The organism is Streptomyces sp. S.PNR 29 (assembly GCF_030386795.1).
In the GTDB taxonomy this organism is placed as follows: domain Bacteria; phylum Actinomycetota; class Actinomycetes; order Streptomycetales; family Streptomycetaceae; genus Streptomyces.
Genome location: NZ_JANUQM010000002.1, coordinates 911,349 through 931,546, shown reverse-complemented (window position 1 = coordinate 931,546; position 20,198 = coordinate 911,349). Strand labels below are relative to the sequence as shown.

General features: G+C 69.7%; 18 protein-coding genes and 1 rRNA gene. 9 read left to right on the top strand and 10 right to left on the bottom strand.

The genetic code is table 11. From position 1 onward, the window contains the following. Both NW895_RS08920 and NW895_RS08915 read right to left on the bottom strand, forming a co-directional pair. Window positions 1–91 (bottom strand): 16S ribosomal RNA (locus NW895_RS08920); the annotation flags it as partial. Window positions 92–622: 531 nt separating this feature from the next. Further along, window positions 623–1,264: a DNA-3-methyladenine glycosylase gene (locus NW895_RS08915; protein ID WP_289934795.1), complete on the bottom strand. Its 642-nt coding sequence runs from the start codon at window positions 1,262–1,264 to the stop codon at window positions 623–625. 162 nt (window positions 1,265–1,426) lie between these two features. Between NW895_RS08915 and NW895_RS08910 the strand changes: the two genes are divergently transcribed. From NW895_RS08910 to NW895_RS08900, 3 genes are all read left to right on the top strand, one after another. Then, a complete protein-coding gene (locus tag NW895_RS08910) occupies window positions 1,427–2,209 on the top strand; it encodes a sporulation protein (RefSeq protein ID WP_289934794.1) in 783 nt (260 codons plus the stop codon). A gap of 42 nt (window positions 2,210–2,251) precedes the next feature. Beyond that, window positions 2,252–2,791, top strand: coding sequence for a YbhB/YbcL family Raf kinase inhibitor-like protein (locus NW895_RS08905; RefSeq protein WP_289934793.1), 540 nt, complete (start codon window positions 2,252–2,254; stop codon window positions 2,789–2,791). Between the two features lie 198 nt (window positions 2,792–2,989). Further along, entirely contained in the window at window positions 2,990–3,496 is a 507-nt protein-coding gene (locus NW895_RS08900) for an HNH endonuclease (protein WP_289934792.1), read from the top strand. Window positions 3,497–3,609: 113 nt separating this feature from the next. On the opposite strand, the gene NW895_RS08895 is transcribed toward NW895_RS08900, so the two are convergent. The 3 genes from NW895_RS08895 to NW895_RS08885 form a co-directional block, all read right to left on the bottom strand. Continuing rightward, window positions 3,610–4,560 (bottom strand): SPFH domain-containing protein, encoded by a 951-nt coding sequence (locus NW895_RS08895; RefSeq protein ID WP_289934791.1) that lies wholly within the window; start codon window positions 4,558–4,560, stop codon window positions 3,610–3,612. A gap of 131 nt (window positions 4,561–4,691) precedes the next feature. Next, window positions 4,692–5,123 (bottom strand): NfeD family protein, encoded by a 432-nt coding sequence (locus NW895_RS08890; RefSeq protein ID WP_289934790.1) that lies wholly within the window; start codon window positions 5,121–5,123, stop codon window positions 4,692–4,694. 92 nt (window positions 5,124–5,215) lie between these two features. Further along, entirely contained in the window at window positions 5,216–6,013 is a 798-nt protein-coding gene (locus tag NW895_RS08885) for an ABC transporter ATP-binding protein (RefSeq protein ID WP_289934789.1), read from the bottom strand. Between the two features lie 150 nt (window positions 6,014–6,163). On the opposite strand from NW895_RS08885, the gene NW895_RS08880 reads away from it, so the two are divergent. Next, window positions 6,164–6,952, top strand: a complete 789-nt coding sequence (locus NW895_RS08880; RefSeq protein ID WP_289934788.1) for a hypothetical protein — start codon at window positions 6,164–6,166, stop codon at window positions 6,950–6,952. 149 nt (window positions 6,953–7,101) lie between these two features. Here the strand turns inward: NW895_RS08880 and NW895_RS08875 are convergent, their stop codons facing one another. The 3 genes from NW895_RS08875 to NW895_RS08865 all read right to left on the bottom strand — a co-directional run bounded on the left by NW895_RS08875 (window position 7,102) and on the right by NW895_RS08865 (window position 9,295). Continuing rightward, window positions 7,102–7,347, bottom strand: coding sequence for a chaplin (locus NW895_RS08875; protein WP_289934787.1), 246 nt, complete (start codon window positions 7,345–7,347; stop codon window positions 7,102–7,104). A 168-nt stretch (window positions 7,348–7,515) separates the two neighbouring features. Beyond that, window positions 7,516–8,157, bottom strand: coding sequence for a response regulator transcription factor (locus NW895_RS08870; RefSeq protein WP_289934786.1), 642 nt, complete (start codon window positions 8,155–8,157; stop codon window positions 7,516–7,518). Continuing rightward, complete coding sequence (locus NW895_RS08865; protein WP_289934785.1) at window positions 8,150–9,295, bottom strand: GAF domain-containing sensor histidine kinase; 1,146 nt, start codon at window positions 9,293–9,295, stop codon at window positions 8,150–8,152. The genes NW895_RS08870 and NW895_RS08865 overlap by 8 nt, the downstream gene beginning before the upstream one ends. 186 nt (window positions 9,296–9,481) lie before the next feature. Between NW895_RS08865 and NW895_RS08860 the strand changes: the two genes are divergently transcribed. From NW895_RS08860 to NW895_RS08850, 3 genes are all read left to right on the top strand, one after another. After that, window positions 9,482–10,180, top strand: coding sequence for an SDR family oxidoreductase (locus NW895_RS08860; RefSeq protein ID WP_289934784.1), 699 nt, complete (start codon window positions 9,482–9,484; stop codon window positions 10,178–10,180). Then, complete coding sequence (locus tag NW895_RS08855) at window positions 10,177–11,262, top strand: S-adenosylmethionine:tRNA ribosyltransferase-isomerase (protein WP_289934783.1); 1,086 nt, start codon at window positions 10,177–10,179, stop codon at window positions 11,260–11,262. The genes NW895_RS08860 and NW895_RS08855 overlap by 4 nt, the downstream gene beginning before the upstream one ends. A 298-nt stretch (window positions 11,263–11,560) precedes the next feature. Beyond that, window positions 11,561–12,286: a transglycosylase SLT domain-containing protein gene (locus NW895_RS08850; RefSeq protein ID WP_289934782.1), complete on the top strand. Its 726-nt coding sequence runs from the start codon at window positions 11,561–11,563 to the stop codon at window positions 12,284–12,286. Window positions 12,287–12,378: 92 nt separating this feature from the next. On the opposite strand, the gene NW895_RS08845 is transcribed toward NW895_RS08850, so the two are convergent. Next, window positions 12,379–14,886: an FHA domain-containing protein gene (locus tag NW895_RS08845; RefSeq protein ID WP_289934781.1), complete on the bottom strand. Its 2,508-nt coding sequence runs from the start codon at window positions 14,884–14,886 to the stop codon at window positions 12,379–12,381. A 263-nt stretch (window positions 14,887–15,149) separates the two neighbouring features. Between NW895_RS08845 and NW895_RS08840 the strand changes: the two genes are divergently transcribed. Both NW895_RS08840 and NW895_RS08835 read left to right on the top strand, forming a co-directional pair. Next, a complete protein-coding gene (locus tag NW895_RS08840) occupies window positions 15,150–16,820 on the top strand; it encodes a streptophobe family protein (protein WP_354670077.1) in 1,671 nt (556 codons plus the stop codon). 337 nt (window positions 16,821–17,157) lie between these two features. Continuing rightward, on the top strand, window positions 17,158–18,456 hold the full coding sequence (locus tag NW895_RS08835) for a cytochrome P450 (protein ID WP_289934780.1): 1,299 nt from the start codon (window positions 17,158–17,160) through the stop codon (window positions 18,454–18,456). Between the two features lie 79 nt (window positions 18,457–18,535). Here the strand turns inward: NW895_RS08835 and NW895_RS08830 are convergent, their stop codons facing one another. Continuing rightward, window positions 18,536–19,915, bottom strand: coding sequence for a cytochrome P450 (locus NW895_RS08830; protein ID WP_289934779.1), 1,380 nt, complete (start codon window positions 19,913–19,915; stop codon window positions 18,536–18,538). Between the last annotated feature and the right edge of the window lie 283 nt (window positions 19,916–20,198).

The following is a 20,198-nucleotide window of genomic DNA, read 5'->3' as shown; positions in this document are numbered from 1 at the left end:
TAATCCCCACCGAAGTGGTTCATCGTTCGACTTGCATGTGTTAAGCACGCCGCCAGCGTTCGTCCTGAGCCAGGATCAAACTCTCCGTGAATGTTTACTCGGCCAGTAAATTAATACAGCCGGTTGAACACCACGAGAGCGGAACAGTCGAGCGGAATAAGCCCGACCGTTCACAGCGTCCTCGCTGTGTTATTTCAAAGGAACCTCGACCATCCGAACCGGATGGACGGGGTATCAACATATCTGGCGTTGACTTTTGGCACGCTGTTGAGTTCTCAAGGAACGGTCGCTTCCTTTGTACTCACCCTCTCGGGCTTTCCTCCGGGCGCTTCCCTTCGGTGTTTCCGACTCTATCAGATCCTTTCGGGCCTGATTCCCTGTCGGCGGGATTTGCCGTAGCCCCGGGGCTTTCGCCCGTCGGTCTTTCGACATTCACTACGTTAACCGATTCCCCCGGCAACTCATAATCGAGTCCGTGAGTGCGAAATTCGGGCATGCGGGCACGCCGAATTCGCCCCCGTTGAGGGTCATCGTAGGTAGTGGGTTGGCCGCTTCCGGCTGCTGGCAATCGCCATACCGGCTCAAGCGGCTCGGGATACATTACGCACCTTGCGAGGGCACGTCAACTTCGGCGGCGCCTCGGGACGTGCGCGCGGTACGGGCTCACCGTCGGGTCGTCGGCGATCCAGAAGCGCCAGGGATGGACGCCGCCTTCCCCGGCCACACCGGTGCGCGGGCCATTGCGTACCAGGTCGGAGGGTACGGGGGTGCCCGTCTGGATACGCAGGGGCGTGTCTCCGGTGGCACACGCGTCGGTGCCGTCCAGGGCTCGGTTCACGTCCAGGGCCGTGGCCAGGCGGGCCGGGCCTTTGGCCAGTTCCTTGTCGTTACGGGCCGAGAGGCGCCGTGTGCGGGCCAGTTCGGCGCCCTCGATGACCTCGCCCGCGCGGAGCAGGACCGCGCTCGCCCTTCCCTCCGGACCGCACACCAGGTTCATGCAGAACCACATCCCGTAGGTGAAGTAGACGTACACGTGTCCGGGCGGACCGAACATCACGTCGTTGCGGGGGGTGCGGCCACGGTAGGCGTGGGAGCCGGGGTCGTTCGGGCCGTCGTAGGCCTCGACCTCCGTGAGGCGCACGGCGATCGGACCGTCCGGGGTGGTGCGTACGAGGATGCGGCCCAGGAGGTCGGGGGCCACGTCGAGGACAGGCCGGTCGAAGAACTCCCTGGGAAGGGGCGTACGGTCGGGGGTCGCGATCATGCCGTCCGAGGGTAGTGCAGACGGGTGAGTGCGGCGGGTGGTCAGGGGGCGTGCGCCTTGTCAGGGTGAGGGCACGGAACCGGCCACGGCCGGATCGCGTTTGTATGGATCAAGGGATCAGGGCAGGCAAGGCCCCACGGGGGCGTCTGGAGAGGATGAGGCATGGCGTTCAAGAAGCTGCTCGCGAGTCTGGGAGCCGGCGGGGCCTCGGTCGAGACGGTGCTGAACGAGGTCAACGTCGTCCCGGGCGGTGTCGTCCAGGGTGAGGTGCGGATCCAGGGCGGGTCCGTCAACCAGCAGATCGAGGGGCTGTCGGTCGGGCTGCAGGCCAAGGTCGAGGTGGAAGGCGGCGACCAGGAGTACAAGCAGGACATCGAGTTCACGAAGCTGCGCCTGGGCGGCGCCTTCGAGCTGCAGGCGAACGCCGTGCACGCGGTGCCCTTCGGGCTGGAGATCCCGTGGGAGACGCCGATCACGATGATCGACGGACAGGCGCTGCGCGGGATGCACATCGGGGTGACCACGGAGCTGGAGATCGCCCGCGCCGTGGACTCCGGTGACCTGGACCCGATCAACGTGCACCCGCTGCCGGCGCAGAAGGCGATCCTGGACGCGTTCATCCAGCTGGGCTTCCGGTTCAAGAACGCGGACATGGAGAGGGGCCACATCCGGGGTACGCGGCAGAAGCTGCCGTTCTACCAGGAGATCGAGTTCTTCCCGCCGCAGCAGTACCGTGGTCTGAACCAGGTCGAGTTGAGCTTCGTGGCCGACGAGCACGCGATGGACGTCGTGCTGGAGATGGACAAGAAGCCGGGTCTGTTCAGCGAGGGCAGCGACACCTTCCGGTCGTTCCAGGTGGGCCTGCACGACTACCAGGGGACGGACTGGGTGGCGTACGTGAACCAGTGGCTGTCCGAGGTCGGCAGCAAGCGCAACTGGTTCTAGGCTCGGAACCACTGACTCCAGAACCGATCAGGAGGTACTGAGGTGACCGAGCTCAAGAGGCGGCCGCTCCCCCACGACTTCCATCCGCCCGTGCCGTCCTTCACGGTCACGAGTGAGGACGTCCAGGAAGGTGCGACGCTCAAGGACGCTCAGGTCTACGCGGCCGGTAACACCTCGCCGCATCTGCGGTGGGAGGGCTTCCCGCCGGAGACCAAGAGCTTCGCCGTGACCTGCTACGACCCGGACGCCCCCACGGGGAGCGGGTTCTGGCACTGGGTGGTGTTCGACATCCCGGCCTCGGTGACCGAGCTGCCGGTGGGTGCGGGCAGCGGCGAGTTCAAGGGGCTGCCGGAGGGCGCGGTCCAGGCGCGCAACGACTACGGCACCAAGGACTTCGGTGGTGCCGCGCCGCCTCCCGGGGACGGGCCGCACCGTTATGTGTTCACGGTGTACGCCGTGGACCAGGAGAAGCTGGGTCCGGACGCGGACGCCACCCCGGCTGTCGTCGGTTTCAACCTGCGTTTCCACACGCTGGCGCGCGCACAGCTGATCGGTGAGTACGAGGTGCCCGCCGAAAGCTGACGGATCCCGGCGTTCACGGAACGTTTGCCCGCCTCTGGTCTTGGAATTGATCAGAGGCGGGCATTTTTGTTGCCGGGGGTCGCGGGGGTCACCCCTCGCGGGAGCAGCAGATATTGCGTTGTCCATCTCGGCGTGCCCGGCCAGAGTTGATCCCAGCCCGCCAAAGGGTGGGCCGGGGCACACGGGAGGTGGGCTGGTATGCGGGACACGCTGGTACTCAACGCGAGCTTCGAGCCGCTGTCGACGGTGACGCTGAACCGAGCCGTCGTGCTGGTGCTGCAGGACAAGGCCGTCGTCGAGCAGACCCACCCCGAACTGCGGATGCGTGGAGCCGCGGTCGACATACCGGCGCCCCGGGTCATCCGGCTCTGCAAGTACGTACGGGTGCCCTTCCGAAGACAAGCTCCGTGGTCGAGGCGGGGCGTGCTGGTACGGGACCGGCACCGGTGTGCGTACTGCGGCAGGCGGGCGACGACCGTGGACCATGTGGTGCCGCGGTCGCAGGGTGGCGGGGACACCTGGCTGAACACGGTGGCCTCGTGCGCGGAGGACAATCACCGGAAGGCGAACCGGACTCCGGAGGAGGCGGGGATGCCGTTGCTGCGGCAGCCGTTCGAGCCCACGCCGGCTGATGCGATGTTGCTGGCGCTGGGGCAGGAGGACCTTGCGGCGCTGCCGGATTGGCTGGCGCTGGACGCTGCCTGACGATTCGCCGTAGGGCTTCTGGTGGGTTGTCGGCCGAGGGTTGTCTGTGGCTGGTCGCGCAGTTCCCCGCGCCCCTTGGGTGGGTGCGGGGAACGTGCGTTTTCTGGATCGCCTCAGTCGATCGACGGCTTTTCCCGGCGGTCCGTGCCCCCGTTTCCGGAAGGGCCGCCGTTGGATGAACCGCCGCCCATGGAGCCGAAGTTGCCCACCGCGCCGGACAGGCCCTTGAGGGCGTCGCCGATTTCGCTGGGGACGATCCAGAGCTTGTTGGCGTCGCCCTCGGCGATCTTCGGGAGCATCTGCAGGTACTGGTAGGAGAGCAGCTTCTGGTCCGGGTCGCCGGCGTGGATCGCCTCGAAGACCGTACGGACGGCCTGGGCCTCGCCCTCGGCGCGCAGGGCCGCGGCCTTGGCCTCACCCTCGGCGCGCAGGATCTGGGACTGCTTCTCACCTTCGGCGCGCAGGATCTCGGACTGGCGGACACCCTCGGCCTGGAGGATCGCGGCCCGCTTGTCGCGGTCGGCGCGCATCTGCTTCTCCATCGAGTCCTGGATGGAGGTGGGCGGTTCGATCGCCTTGAGTTCGACGCGGTTGACGCGGATGCCCCACTTGCCGGTGGCCTCGTCGAGGACACCGCGCAGGGCGGCGTTGATCTCCTCGCGGGAGGTCAGGGTGCGCTCCAGGTCCATGCCGCCGATGATGTTGCGGAGCGTGGTGACGGTGAGCTGCTCGATCGCCTGGATGTAGCTGGCGACCTCGTACGTGGCGGCCCTCGCGTCGGTCACCTGGTAGTAGATGACGGTGTCGATGTTGACGACCAGGTTGTCCTGGGTGATCACCGGCTGCGGAGGGAACGGGACGACCTGTTCGCGCAGGTCGATGCGGTTGCGGATGGTGTCGATGAACGGGACCACGATGTTGAGGCCCGCGTTCAGCGTCCGCGTGTAGCGGCCGAAGCGCTCGACGATGGCGGCGCTGGCCTGTGGGATGACTTGGATGGTCTTGATCAGGGCGATGAAGACCAACACCACCAGGATGATCAAGACGATGATGACCGGTTCCATCGTCGGTTCCCCGTACCCTTCTCCGCCTCGGCGCCTCGGCAGATCTTATGGTTGTTGAAGATCTTGCTGGTCGAGTCTGACAGACCGTCGTGGTCCTCGCGAGGGGTTCCGCCCAGTTACGTCGTACGAGGTCACATGACGATCGCCGTGGCTCCCTCGATGTCCACGACGTCCACTTCCTCGCCTACTTCGTAAGCGTGTCCAGTGTCGAGGGCGCGCGCCGACCAGACCTCTCCGGCAAGCTTGATCCGGCCACCGGAGGCGTCGACGCGCTCCAGAACGACGGCCTGTTTGCCCTTCAACGCGTCCACTCCGGTGGCGAATTGAGGCCGCTGTGCGCGATGTCTGTTCGCGATGGGCCGCACCACGACGATGAGGGCGGTCGAGACGACTGCGAACACCGCGACCTGGGCGACGGCACCGCCGCCGAAGATCCCGGAGACCAGTGCCGCGGCGACGGCGCCCACCGCCAGCATGCCCAGTTCGGGCATCGCGGTGATCACCAGTCCGATGCCTAGTGCCGCCGCGCCGATCAGCCACCACAGCCATGCGTCGATGTCCACATCGCCATGGTAGGACCGTGGGCCCTGTCGCCGACAGGGCGCCGATCAGTTGATCGGCCTTATTACGCGGGGTTTTGACAGCGCACGCGGGTTCAGGACAGCGGCAGGCCCTGTGCGGTCCAGCGGTCGCCGACCTGTTCGACGACGAGCGGGAGGCCGAAGCAGAGGCTGAGGTTGCGGGAGGTGAGTTCGAGCTCCAGCGGGCCGGCGGCGAGGACCTTGCCCTGGCGGATCATGAGGACGTGGGTGAAGCCGGGGGCGATCTCCTCGACATGGTGGGTGACCATGAGCATCGAGGGGGCGATCGGGTCGCGGGCGAGGCGGCCGAGACGGCGTACGAGGTCCTCGCGTCCGCCGAGGTCGAGACCGGCGGCCGGCTCGTCGAGGAGGAGCAGTTCGGGGTCGGTCATCAGGGCGCGGGCGATGAGGGTGCGCTTGCGCTCGCCCTCGGAGAGGGTGCCGAACTTGCGGTCGAGGTACTCGGACATGCCGAGGCGGTCGAGGAAGGCGCGGGCACGCAGCTCGTCGATCTCCTCGTAGTCCTCCTGCCAGGTGGCCGTCATGCCGTACGCGGCGGTGAGGACGGTCTCCAGGACGGTCTGGCGCTTGGGGAGCTTGTCGGCCATGGCGAGGCCGGCCATGCCGATGCGCGGGCGCAGGTCGAAGACGTCGGTGCCGGGCTTGCCGAGGGTCTCGCCGAGGATGGTGGCGGTGCCCTTGCTGGGGAAGAGGTAGCTGGACGCGACATTGAGGAGGGTGGTCTTGCCGGCCCCGTTGGGGCCGAGGATGACCCAGCGCTCGCCCTCCTTGACCGACCAGGAGACCTGGTCCACCAGAGCCCGGCCCTCACGGACCACGGATACGTCCTGAAGCTCCAGAACATCGCTCATGAGCGCGTTGTCTCCCCTTGCAGTGTGGCCGGTCTCGGCTGTCGCGTACGCCTGTGGCTCGGTCCGCCGCGCCGGTGGGCGCAGCCCTCAAGGAAATCTACGCCACGGGTGGGCCCGGGCATTCCATCGGTCCGGTCCTAGGGTGGGGGCATGCTCTCGGAACCGCGCTCAGGACGCCTTGCCGCTTGGGGAAATGCCCTTCTTGCCGGACTTGTCTCTCCGGATGACGCCGTGCTCCTGATCGTCGGGGAGGACGCGGTGCACCGGGTGGAGGGGCTGCCGGGCGAGTCGGCGCCGGTCGGTCTCACGCTGGCGCTGGGCCGGCTGCGGGCGCTGGGGGTGACCGGGCTGCGGGTCGCGCTGCCCGCGCCGGGGCATCCGCTGGGGCTGAGCGGACCTCCGGAGTTCAACGCGCGGGCGCTGGACGCGGAGGAGGCGGTGGTCTGTCATGGCGCCGCGCTCGGGCTGGTTCCGGAGGTGTACGAGGCCGGACCCGAGGGTGATGTGCATGTCGAGGTCGTCTGGCACTGCCTGCCGGTGCGGGAGGCGCCGCCTGCCGATGTGCCGTCGCTCGGGGAGGCGGAGCGGGAGCTGGCCCAGGCGCTGCGGGAGGCGACCGAGACGCTGACGCGGCTGGACGTGGCCGGCTCGGGGCCGGTGGCGGAGGCGGCGATCGATGCGTACCGGGCGCGGGCCGAGCGGGGGCGGGAGGTGCTGGCGCCCGGGTATCCGCCGCGGGCGGTGCGGGTGCTGGAGCTGGCTCAGCGGGTGGGGATGCTGATCGCGGTGGCGCACGAGGCCGGGAACGGGGGTGCGGTGAGCGCGTCCGAGATGGCGGCTCGGGTGGCTGCGTTGCGGCCGGTGGAGCGGACGGCTCGGCGGGCGCAGGTCGCGGCGTACAACGCCGTTGTGGAGGAGCGGGAGCGAGGGGTGCGGTGAGGGTCGGTGGTCTTGTGGCCGTCGTCGAGGTGAGCGTCCCTGCGGGCTCCGCCCCCGGATCCCCCTGCCGGACCGCCGTCATGGGTGCCTGACCGGCCTCCCGGGCTGGGCCGGGAGGCCGGTGGTCACCACCGGCTCCGCGACGGAGGTCAGTGGTTGACGGCCGTGTTGCCGAAGGCGGGGTTCAGCGCGCCGATGACGTTGACGCTGTTGCCGGAGACATTGACCGGGACGTCGACCGGGACCTGGACGAGGTTGCCCGAGAGCACGCCCGGGGAGCCCACGGCCTGACCGCCGGCGTGCGCACCGTCGGTGGCGGAGGCCGCACCGGCACCGGCGGCGAGCAGGCCACCGGCCACCATCGTCACGGCCGCGACCTTCTTCAGCTTCTTCACTTTCCAAGCCCTCCTTGCGATTGCCGCGGCAGTCGCCGCAGCACGCACTGGAGAACGGCCGGGAGCGGCGGAGGATGCGCCATGTGGGGGACATTCCCACGACGGTATGAATCTCAGTCCGGAAGGGAACCCTCCGAGTTGCCGCGCGGTGTCCGTGTCCCGGTCGTATCAGGTGGTCAGGCCGTGGCGTACGGCCCACAGGGCCGCCTGGGTCCGATCCGCCAGGTCGAGCTTCATCAGGATGTTCGACACGTGGGTCTTCACCGTTTTCTCGGAGAGCACCAGCGCGCGGGCGATCTCCCGGTTGGAGCGGCCGTCCGCTATCAGACCCAGCACCTCGCGCTCCCGCTCCGTGAGCGAGGGCCCTCTGCCCTGGCCGGAGTTGGACTCCTCCTGGGACAGCAGGGCGTCCGCGACCTCCGGCTGGAGCAGGATGTGACCGGCGTGGACGGAGCGGATGGCGCCGGCCAGCGCGTCGGGATCCACGTCCTTGTAGACGTAGCCCGCGGCGCCCGCGCGCAGGGCCGGGACGACCGTGCGCTGCTCGGTGAAGCTGGTGACGACCAGCACGCGCGCGGGGTTCTCCAGTTCGCGGAGCCGGCGCAGCGCCTCGACGCCGTCCATGCCCGGCATCTTGACGTCCATCAGGATGACGTCCGGCGCCAACTTCTCGGCCTGCTCCACTCCTTCGGCGCCGTCCGCCGCCTCGCCCACGACCTCGATGTCGTCCTGCACTTCCAGGAACGTGCGCAGGCCGCGGCGGACCACCTGGTGGTCGTCGACGAGCAGCACCTTGATCGGGTCAGCCACCGGGAACCTCCATCTCGATCGTGGTGCCCTTGCCGGGCGCCGATTGCACGGTCAGCGTGCCGCCGGCTCCGCTCGCGCGGTCCCGCATGGAGACCAGGCCCAGGTGGCGTCCCGCGCGGCGTATCGCCTGCGGGTCGAAACCGCAGCCGTCGTCCGTGACCCGCAGGACGGCGCCGGTGCCGCGCCGGTCCAGGGTCACGTCGACATGCTCCGCCGCGGAGTGCCGCAGGGCGTTGTGCAGGGCTTCCTGGGCGACGCGGAGCACGGCCTCCTCCTGGGCGGCGGGCAGGGCCTTCACGCCGCGGCCGGCGAAGGTCACACGCGCGCTGTGGGCGCGGTCGAGGACCTGGATCTGGGTGCGGAGGGTGGCGGCGAGGCCGTCCTCGTCGAGGGCCGCTGGACGCAACTCGACGACGGCGGCGCGCAGTTCGTCGGCGGCTTCCGCGGCGAGTGCGGCCACCTGCTGGAGCTCGCCCTTGGCGCGGGAGGGGTCGCGGTCCACGAGGGCGGCGGCGGCCTGGGCGGTCAGGCGCAGGGAGAAGAGCTTCTGGCTGACCGCGTCGTGCAGTTCGTGGGCGAGGCGGGAGCGTTCCTCGGCGATGGTCAGTTCGCGGCTGCGTTCGTACAGGCGGGCGTTGGTGAGCGCGATGGCGGCGTGCTGGGCGAGGATGGAGAGGAGTTCCTCGTCCTCCGCTGTGAAGCCGCAACTGCCCTCTGGTTTCGGGCAGTTCTTGTTGGCCAGGAACAGGGCTCCGATGACCTCGTCGCCGTCCCGGATGGGCAGGCCCAGGAAGTCCACGAGGTCCGGATGGGCGGACGGCCAGCCCTCGAAGCGGGGGTCCTTGCGGACGTCGGCGAGGCGCTCGGCCTTGGCCTCGTGCAGCATCGCGGCGAGGATGCCGTGCTGGCGCGGCAGGGGGCCGATGGCCCGCCACTGCTCCTCGCTGACGCCGTCGACCACGAACTGGGCGAAGCCCCCGTGGTCGTCCGGGACGCCCAGCGCGGCGTACTGCGCGTCCAGCAGCTCGCGGGCTGAGGCGACGATCGTCTTCAGGACGTCGCGCACCTCCAGGTGTCTGCTCATGGCCAGCAGCGCGGAGCTCACCGCGGCGAGGCCGGATCGAGGGCCGTGACTCATGCCTTCACCGTACCGGCGGGATGTGACAGCGCAGATCGGTCCGGTGACGGCCGCCGCCTGGGCCGGTGGCCCTAGGGCGAAGGGCCCCGCCGGCTTGCGGCCGGTGGCCGAGGCGGCCGGGGTGGCCCGGTTCCTACGTTGAGGGCACGCGGATCAGGACGCATGGACGACGAGGGGACGGGTGTCATGCCGGTAGCGATCATCACGGGGGCTTCCAAGGGGCTGGGGCGGGCGCTCGCCGAAGCGCTGGCCGCACGGGGCTGGGACCTGGTGCTCGACGCCAGGACGGCCGGAGTGCTCCAGGAGACGGCGGCGGGGCTGGAGGCGTACGGCACGCGCGTGACGGCGCTCCCTGGGGACGTCACGGACGCCGGGCACCGGGCCCGGCTGGTGGAGGCGGCGTGGCGGTTCGGCGGCGTCGACCTGCTGGTGAGCAACGCCAGCGCGTTGGGCGCCGAGCCGCTCGTACGGCTGGAGGAGCTGACCCTGGAGGGGCTGCGGCGGGCGCTGGAGGTGAACGTGGTGGCGGCGCTGGGCCTGGTGCAGGAGGCGCTGCCGCTGCTGCGGGCGGCGGAGGCGGGCGCGGTGATCGCGGTCAGCTCGGACGCTGCCGCCGAGGCCTATGAGACGTGGGGCGGCTACGGCGCGTCGAAGGCGGCCCTCGATCACCTCGCGGCGGTGCTCGGCGTGGAGGAGCCGGGCCTGCGGGTGTGGGCGGTGGATCCCGGTGACCTGGCGACGGACCTGTATACGGCGGCCGTACCGGACGACGACGATCCGCGACCGGATCCGGCCGAGGTGGTGCCGGCCTTCCTGCGCCTGCTGGACGAGCGGCCGGCGAGCGGTCGCTACGGGGCGCCGGCGCTGCTGGAGGGGCGGCGATGACGCTGACGCTGCACGTGCCCGAGGAGCTGTCGGCCCGGGTGCCGGTCGAGCAGCGGGGTGCCGGGCTGGACCGGGATGCCGTGCGGCTGCTCGTGTCGCGGGGCACCGGGGTGTCGCATCACGCGTTCGTGGAGCTTCCGCGGCTGCTGCGGGCCGGGGACCTGCTCGTCGTGAACACGTCGCCGACGCTGGCCGCCGCCGTGGACGGGCGGACAGGGCACGCGCCCGTGGTGGTGCACTTCTCCACGCGCGGGGACGACGGGCGGTGGGCCGTCGAGCTGCGGGACCCCGACGGGAAGGGCACCACGCGCGCGCGTGCGGGTGGGCCCGCGGGGATGGAGGTGCGGTTGCCCGGGGGTGTGCGGCTGGTTCTGGAGGAGCCGCTGCGTGCTCGCCATGCGCGGCTGTGGTGGGCGCGGGTGGCGGGTCCGGGGGTCCTCGGGATGCTGCGGGAGCACGGGCGGCCCATTCGCTACGCCTATACGGAGCGGGACCAGCCGCTGTCCGTGTACCAGACGGTGTTCGCGATGCCGTCGGCCGACGGGTCGGGCAGTGCGGAGATGCCGAGTGCGGCGCGGCCCTTCACCGCGCGCCTCGTGGTCGAGCTGGTGAGCCGGGGGGTGTGGTTCGCGCCGGTCACGCTGCACACCGGGGTGGCCTCGACGGAGGCGCACGAGCCGCCGTATCCGGAGCGGTTCGCCGTGCCGGAGGCGTCGGCGCGGTTGATCAACGCTGTCAAGGCGGGGGGCGGGCGGGTGGTGGCGGTCGGCACGACAGCCGTGCGGGCCGTGGAGTCGGCGGCCGGCGCCGACGGGGTCGTACGCGCGCGTGCGGGGTGGACCGATCTGGTGGTCACTCCCGAGCGTGGGGTGCGGGTGGTGGACGGGCTGCTGACCGGGCTGCACGAACCGGCGGCCTCGCATCTGCTGATGCTGGAGGGAATTGCGGGACGGGAGGCGATCGACCGTGGCTACGAGGAGGCGCTGCGGGGCCTCTATCTGTGGCACGAATTCGGTGACGTGCACCTCATCCTCCCGGAGGAAACCCCTCACACAGCGCATTGCTCCAGCAACTGCATGTGAGGCCTTTGTGAGCTCGATGTGAGCCCGCGCATAGGACGCACGTCACGTACGACGGGCGATAGGAGATAAAGAGTCCGTTTTGAGCGGGGCAGACAGTCCGGTCTGCCCCGTTTTGTACTTCCCTGATCCACTACCCAGGATCGTACGTCACACCTTTGCCTGGGCATTTTGCGGCCGCTAAGAATTGCTCACGTCGCTCAGCGCCGCGGGTTTCCGCCCGCGGCGTTTGTGCGGGAAAGACCCGCGTCCCACGTCGGACGAGAGCGACCTCCGCGCTATTCGAAGAGGTCCATTTCGCATGCCCAAGAACTTCAATTTCCGTGGCCGCAGTCTTGCCCTGCCCCGTACCCACAAGATCGCCGTAGCCGGTGCGGCCGCACTCGGTGCCGCCGCCGTCGGCATCTCCGCGGTGCCGAGTGAGGCGCAGACGACCACGCCCCAGGCGGCCCCCCAGGTGGCTCAGGTGGCGTACAGCACCGAGCAGATCAAGGACGTCAAGGCCAGCGTGACCGACCAGCTCGCCGGCGCCAGCCTGAAGGCCGAGCAGATCGAGGCCAAGCAGAAGGCCGAGGCCGCGGCCGCCGCCAAGAAGGCCGCCGCGAAGAAGGCCGCCGAGGCAGCCGCCAAGAAGGCCGCGGCCGCGCGCGAGGCCAAGGAGGCCGCCAGCCGGGCCGCCAAGCGCGCCGCGGTCAAGAAGGTCTACCCCAACAACCTCGACGGCTGGATCCGTGAGTCGCTCGACATCATGAAGAAGCACGGCATCCCGGGCTCCTACGACGGCATCAAGCGCAACATCCTGCGGGAGTCCTCGGGTAACCCGAAGGCCATCAACAACTGGGACATCAACGCCATCAACGGCATCCCGTCGAAGGGTCTGCTGCAGGTCATCCCGCCGACCTTCAAGACCTACCACGTCCCCGGCACGTCCTGGGACATCTACGACCCGGTCGCCAACATCACCGCCGCCTGCAACTACGCGGCCGACCGGTACGGGTCCATGGACAACGTCAACAGCGCGTACTGAGGTCGGCGCGGACCTCTTCTCGCGAGCTCCGAAGACGCCGAAGGGCGGCGCCCTCCTGACAGGGCGCCGCCCTTCGGGGCGTACCGGGGCGACTACTTGCGCATGACCTCCGGCTCGTGGCGGCGCAGGAAGCGGGCCACGAAGAAGCCGCAGACGACACCGAGGGCGATCAGCGCGGCCATGTCCATGCCCCAGGCACCGACGGTGTGGTCCCACAGCGGGTCGGTGTCACCGGGCGTCTCGGGCGGGCTGATCTTGTTGAAGTCCAGCGTGGCGCCCGCGGCGGCCACCGCCCAGCGCGAGGGCATCAGGTACGAGAACTCGTTGACGCCGATCGAGCCGTGCAGGGTGAACAGGCAGCCGGTGAACACGACCTGGATGATCGCGAACATGACCAGCAGCGGCATGGTCTTCTCCGCCGTCTTCACGAGCGAGGAGATGATCAGGCCGAACATCATCGAGGTGAAGCCCAGCGCCATGATCGGCAGGGAGAGCTCGATGAGCGTGGCGCTGCCGAGGACCAGGCCCTCCTCGGGGATCTCCCGGCTGGCGAAGCCGATGACACCGACCATCAGGCCCTGCAGCACGGTGATCAGGCCGAGCACGAACACCTTGGACATCAGGTACGCGGACCGCGACAGGCCGGTCGCGCGCTCCCGCTCGTAGATGACCCGTTCCTTGATCAGCTCACGGACGGAGTTCGCGGCACCGGCGAAGCAGGCACCGACCGCGAGGATCAGCAGGACCGTGGTGGCCGTGCCGTTCGGGATGATGCGGCCCGTCGGGTTGGGCGGGTTGGGCAGCAGGCCCTTGTCGGGGTTGATGAGCAGGCTCACCGCTCCGAGCACCGCCGGCAGGATCACCATCAGGGCGAGGAAGCCCCGGTCGGAGACGATCACCGAGATGTAGCGGCGCACCAGGGTGCCGAACTGCGACATCCAGCCCTGCGGCTTCGGCGGCCTCATCGCCTGCATCGGCGGGACCTGTACGGACTGCGGTGCGACGGCGTCGATGTCCGCAGCATACATCTGGTAGTGCTGCGAGCCCTTCCAACGGCCCGACCAGTCGTAGTCGCGGTAGTTCTCGAAGGCGGAGAAGACGTCGGCCCAGGTGTCGTAGCCGAAGAAGTTGAGCGCCTCCTCCGGCGGACCGAAGTAGGCCACCGCGCCGCCCGGTGCCATCACGAGCAGCTTGTCGCACAGTGCCAGCTCGGCCACGGAGTGGGTGACGACGAGGACCGTACGGCCGTCGTCGGCGAGGCCGCGCAGCAGCTGCATGACGTCGCGGTCCATGCCCGGGTCGAGGCCGGAGGTCGGCTCGTCCAGGAAGATCAGCGATGGCTTGGTGAGCAGCTCCAGGGCCACGGAGACACGCTTGCGCTGGCCGCCGGAGAGGGAGGTGACCTTCTTCTCCTTGTGGATGTCCAGCTTCAGCTCGCGCAGCACCTCGTCGATGCGGGCCTCGCGTTCGGCGGCCGTGGTGTCGGCGGGGAAGCGCAGCTTGGCCGCGTACTTGAGGGCCTTCTTGACGGTCAGTTCCTTGTGCAGGATGTCGTCCTGCGGGACCAGGCCGATGCGCTGGCGCAGCTCGGCGAACTGCTTGTACAGGTTCCGGTTGTCGTAGAGGACTTCGCCCTGGTCGGCGGGCCGGTAACCCGTGAGGGCCTTCAGCAGCGTGGACTTGCCCGAGCCGGAGGGGCCGATGACCGCGATGAGCGACTTCTCCGGGACGCCGAAGGAGACGTCCTTCAGGATCTGCTTGCCGCCGTCGACGGTGACGGTCAGGTGACGGGCGGAGAAGGACACCTCACCGGTGTCGACGAACTCCTCGAGGCGGTCGCCGACGATACGGAACGTCGAGTGGCCCACGCCGACGACGTCGGACGGGCCGAGCAGTTGCGTGCCGCCCTTGGGGATCGGCTGGCCGTTGACGTACGTGCCGTTGTGCGAGCCGAGGTCGCGGATCTCCATACGGCCGTCGGGCGTCGAGTGGAACTCTGCGTGGTGACGGGAGACCTGGAGGTCGGAGACGACCAGGTCGTTCTCCAGCGAACGGCCGATGCGCATCACGCGGCCGAGCGAGAACTGGTGGAACGTGGTCGGGCTGCGGTCCCCGTACACCGGCGGCGCCCCCGCGACACCACCGGCGCCCTGCTGCTGCGGGATGTGCGGCGCGGCCTGCTGCGGCTGCTGCCAGTCGGCCTGCGGGACCTGCTGGGCGGGTGCCTGCTGCGGAGCCTGCTGGGCCCATCCGGGGCCGGTGGCCTGGGCGGCGTACGGCTGCTGCTGGGGCTGCGCGACGGCGGCCGCGGTGCCGGACAGGTTCAGGCGCGGCCCGTCGGTCGCGTTGCCCAGGTGCACGGCCGAGCCGGCACCGATCTCCACCTGATGGATCCGCTGGCCCTGCACGAAGGTGCCGTTGGTGCTGCCATGGTCCTCGACGACCCAACTGCGGCCGTTGAAGCTGATCGTGGCGTGTCGCCAGGAGACCCTGGCGTCGTCGAAGACGATGTCTCCCTGCGGATCGCGTCCGAGGGTGTAGGTCCTGGACGGATCGAGCGTCCAGGTCCGTCCGTTAGATTCCAGTACGAGTTCCGGCACTCCATGCCCCACTGAGTTGTCCCCCGAGTTACCCCCGACATGGGGAGTCTAGGGATGTCGAACATCGGGTGGAACTATTTCAGGCTCGGCCCTCTGACCGAAAGTCGGGCCTTGTGAAGGCCGCGTACGCACGCCTGGACGGGGTGCGTTGACCCTTTTGCAACGGTTCCGTTGACGGGGTGGAAAACGCCCCGGAGAGTGGTGATCCAGGCGAGCGGGACATGTGCGGCGGCCGCGCCGCGCCGCGGATCGGGGGGTCTGCCATGAGCGCGTCCACGAGCGTCGAGAGGGCGGAGCACGGCGCGAGGGTGCCGTGGACGGACGTCCTGGTGTCCGCGATCGCCTCGGTGAGCTGGGCGTTGATCGGCATGGCGGGCACGGCGGCGCTGGGGCTGCATCTGCTTCAGGCCGACGCGGCGGGCTCGTTGGGGCCGATGACGGCGGCGGTGGTGGCGCTGGGGGCGGGTGGTTCGGTCACCCCGTCCGGTGATGCGTCCGTATTCGGCCTGGCGGGCGCGGAGGCGAGCAGCGCCATCGAGATCACGCCACTGGGCGTGAGCCTGGTCGGTGCGGTGCTGCTGTCGTACTTCTTCCTACGGTCCTTGCGGGCGACGGGAGTTGCGGTCGCGTCCACCGAACTCCTCGCGCGCGCGGGCGCGGTGGTCGCGCTGTTCGTGGCGATGCTGGGCGGGCTGGCCTGGGCGGGGCACGACGTCATCACGATCGACGGGGGCTCGCTGGGGCTCGACGACCTGCCCGGCGGCGGCGTAGGTGACGGCGGGGCCGGGATCCCGGGGATCGGCGGCGTCGGGGGCATCGGTGACCTGCTGCCCGACCAGATCGGCGACCTCATCGACGCCGAGGCGTCGGTCGGCTTCACGGTGGACACCGCGCCGACGTTGCTGGGAGGGCTCGGCTGGTCGGCGGGCGTGCTGGTGATCGCCCTCCTGGCCTCCCGCCACACTCCCCTGCCGCGCGGTGGGGAAGCCGTGCACCGGGTGGTACGGCCGGCCGTGTCCGCCCTCGTCACCGTGCTGCTGCTGGCGGCGGCGGCCGGGTTCGCTGCGGCGGCGTACGCGGCGATCGGCGACGACCATCCCCGGCGGATCGCGGGGGCGGCGCTGCTGGGTGCGCCGAACGGGGCCTGGCTGGGCATGTCCCTCGGTCTGTTCGTGCCGTGGGACGGGCGGGCGACAGGTGAACTGGCGAGGTTGTTGCCGGATCCGATGGACGATCTGCTGAGGGTGGGGACCGACCAGAACGTGACGCTGGGGCGGTTGGCGGAACTGGACGGGCACGTGTGGCTGCTGGGAGTGGCGGCTGCGACGACGATGCTGTTGGCGGGGGTTTTGGTGGGGTTGCGGACGCCGGTGGGTGCGGGCGGACGTGATGGCCTCGTACGGGATGCTGGTGCGCTCGGCTTCGCCGCCCGGTGCGCGCTGCGGCTCGGGGTCGCGACGGCGCTGACCCTGCCGCTGCTGGGCCGGCCGGCGGAAGTGTCCGTGAACGCCTCACTGTCCGTACTCGGCTTCGACGCCTTCGGCGCCGGCGTCGACCTCCACGGGCACCTCGGCAGGGCCCTGCTCCTCGGCGCCGTGTGGGGCGCGGGCGCAGGGACCGCGGGCGCGCTGCTGGCCTGGGCGACCGGGGCCGCGGGGCGGCGGGCGTCGCCGTTGGCGTTGGTGTTGGCGCGGGGGGACGGGGTGGCGGGGGCTGGGGGTGGTGATCTCCGGGGTGGCGGGCATGCCGACGGAGCCGGGTCTTCTTCGTGCACGGCGTACACGGCGGAGTCCGGGCCGTATGCGCCGAACGTTCCTTACCGGCCGCCGAATCCCGCTACCAATCCCTATCCGCGGCTGCCGGAGGACGCGCGGCCGCCCGGCGAGGCTCGGCGGTCCGACGGCTCGCAGGCGCCCCCCGAACGAGAGCGGTGACCGCACGAGTCCACGTTCCTCGCTCGACTCGTCCCAGCCGCCGGCACGGCCCTACCGAGCGTCGTTTCGTTCACAATCGTTGACACTTTGACAGACGCTGCAGCAGGATCGGCCAGGAAGATCGTGCGTATCACCAGCTGCGGCGGGATGCTCCGATGCGGGCACTCACGCAGCGTACGCTGATCAACTCATCGAGCAGTTCCGGCAGTTGGGAGAGGCCGAAGGGCGCCGTACTGCGGCAGGCCTTCGTGCGGGCTCCGACTGCCCTGCACGTCACCTTCACCGCATCCGAGCCCGTACACCGGGCTCATGTCCCACCTGCCTTCGGAGGCCCTGCATGGCAGTCACTGAGCCCCGGTTCGCCCACGACATCCCCGCCCCGCACGAGCTGGACCTCGCCAGACCGCTCTACCGGCTCGACCCCCTCGGGAGGGACTTCCCCGGCGAGGGGGCGGCTCTCCACCGGCTCGGACGGCCGATCGTCCCGGTGGCGCTCCCTGATCCGGTGGTGGCTTGGGCAGTAACCCGGCGGGACGTTGCCGACCAGCTGCTCACCCACCCGGACATGCGCAAGAACCCCAAGTACTGGGAGGCCTACCGCACCGGCGCCATACCGGAGACCTGGCCGCTGCTGCAGATCCTCACGGCGCCGACGATGCTCGTCATGGACGACACCGACCACACCCGGCTGCGCCGGCCGATCCAGCGGGCCTTCACCCCACGGCGTGTCGAGGCCCTGCGCCCGCGTATCGAGGAGATCGCCGACGAACTGCTCAAGGGGATCGCCGAGACCGAGCCCGGCACGGTGGTGGACTTACGGCAAACGTACGCCTTCCAGCTGCCGGTGACGGTGATCTGCGAGTTGTACGGGGTCGACGACGCGACCATGCGCCGCCAGTTGGCCGCAGACGCCCGCCTGCTGCTGAGCAGCACGACACCGGCCGAGGAACGCCTCGGCGCGCAGGCGTCCATCTTCGGCACCATGGCGCAGTTGATCGACCTCAAGCGTGCACAGCCCGGTGATGACCTCACCACGGCTCTGATCGCCGAGTTCGACAGCGGCGGCATCACCGCCGAGGAGCTGGCCGGGACGCTGTTTCTGATGCTGATCGCGGGCCATGAAACCACGCAGAATCTCCTGTCCAACGCCTGCCAGCGGCTGCTCCAGCACCCCGACCGGCTGGCCCGGGTGCTGAACGCCGGCCTCGGCCATGATCCCTGGCCGGGGGTGGTCGAGGAGGCACTGCGTCTCGATGCTCCGGCCGCCACCACCATGTTCCTGTACGCGGCCGTCGACGTGACGATCGAGGGCGTGACCATCCGCGCAGGCCAACCGGTCATGATCTACACCGCCGCCATCGGACGTGATGACAGCGTCTTCCAGGACCCTCACGCCTTCGTCCCGGACCGGGCCGACGCCCACCAGCACCGTGCCTTCGGTCATGGCGTCCACCACTGCCTGGGAGCGCCGCTGGCCCGCCTTGAGGCCCGGATCGCACTGAAGGCGCTCTTCGAACGCTTGATTCTCACCGCGGCCGAGCCGTTGGACGCGGTGGAGCGGGTGCCGTCCCTGTCGAGCAATGCCCCCGCACGTCTGCCGGTCTACGTCACCGCGCGCGAGCGGCGCCTGGCGTAGCACCTCTCGGCCTGGGCCCGGCACGCCGCACGCGGTGTGCCGGGCCCAGGCGTGTCGTCCGCCGTCCGACGAGCGTCGGTCAGCGGGCGGCCTGTGCCGTCAGCTGGGTGAGCATCCGGGGCGGGAACAAGTAGTGCGAGCTGCGTGACGTGTCTCCGAGGGCCGTGTCGGACGTTGCCGGGTGTGCGGTGTCCTGCGTACCGGCGGTGAACCTGACGCGCAGGCTGGTCAGTTGCCGCACGATGATGGATCCGCCGTGCTGCACGGACGCGTCGTCCTGGAGACGGAGACTGCGGCAGCGGGCCGAGAGGCGCTCGACCGCTGTCTGCCCGATCACCCGGGCGAGTCGCTGTGCGGCCGTGGGGCACTCGTGCGGGCCCGCGCCGAATGCGAAGTGGGCCTCGTTGGTGAGGGTGTGCTTGCTGTCGTCGGTGTGGACGAGTGGGTCGGCGTTGGCGCCGGCCAGACCCAGGATCAGCAGGGCGCCACGCGGGATGGCGCATCCGCCCAGTCGTACGTCCTCCAGGGGGAAGCGGCCCAGCACGTTGTGGACCGCCGGATTGCTCCAGTGGGTGTCGTTCATGATCTCGGAGACAGTCGTTCTGCCCGCGAGCAACAGCGAGTGGAGGGCGTCGTCGGAGACCAGGCGCTCCATGGAGTTGGCGATCCAACCGGTCGTTCCCCCGGCCCCGGCCATCACCGTCAGCCAGGCCAGGGCGCGCACCTCGGCGTCGGTCAGGGACGGCCCCGGCTCGACCGGCCCGTGGATCAGCCAGGAGGCAAGGTCCCGTTCCGGCCTGGCGCGTCGTTGCGCCACGAGACGGCCGAGGATGTCCATGATCTCGGCGTTGGCGTCATGGGCGTCCTGCCCGCCCTCCAGGAGACGGAAGATGGCGGGCAGAAGCTGTTCCCCCGTCTCATGCGGTAACCCGAGCAGGCGGAGCATGACCAAAAGAGGCAGCGGAGCTGCGTAGTCAGCGACGATGTCGGCATGCCCGCTCGCGGCGAACCGGTCAATCAGCCGACCGGCCACCCACTCGGTGTAGCGGCGGGCCGCGGACGCCTCGAACTGGTTGAGCCCGGAGGTCAGGATGCCCCGCAGCCGCCGGTGCTCGGCCCCGCTCAGGAACCGGGTCGAGCCCTCCTGGTAGATGACCTGTGGCAGCAGCGGCCAGTCCGCCGCGACTCTGCCTTCCCTGAGGTCGCTCCACTCACGGGAGTCAGGAGTGAAGAGCGTCTCGTCGGCGCAGACCTCCTGGAGCGTGCGGTGTCCGATCACGAGATAGGCCGGCACGGCACCGTCCAGCTCGACGGGTACGACCGGCCCGTGCTCCTTGCGCCACTGCTCGTACAGGCCGGCCAGGGTACCGTTCATGTCCTCGCCGGTCAGCCGTACGCGGTGGGGGTGGGCCGGGCAGGCGGGCGGTAAGGGAAGCGCGCCGTCGTCGGGGTGGGTCATCACACCGTTTCCTGGTCAGAGGCACCACGGCGGCTGCCGGATGTGCCTGGAAAGGTCAGGACAGGCTTTGTGCCTGTGTCTGAGTGGAGATCCTGGTGCACCACAGCCGAGTCGGTCAACGAACCCGAAGTACGGGCGGTTGTCGGGTAGTTGACGATGGCCAGACTGAGGCGGGCGAAGAGTACAGGCCAGCTTCGGGCGCGCTCGCTCTCACGGAAACGGACGCTGGTAATCTCCGTCGGCAGACCATGCGTACACGGCCTGCTACGAGGGGATCAGGGAG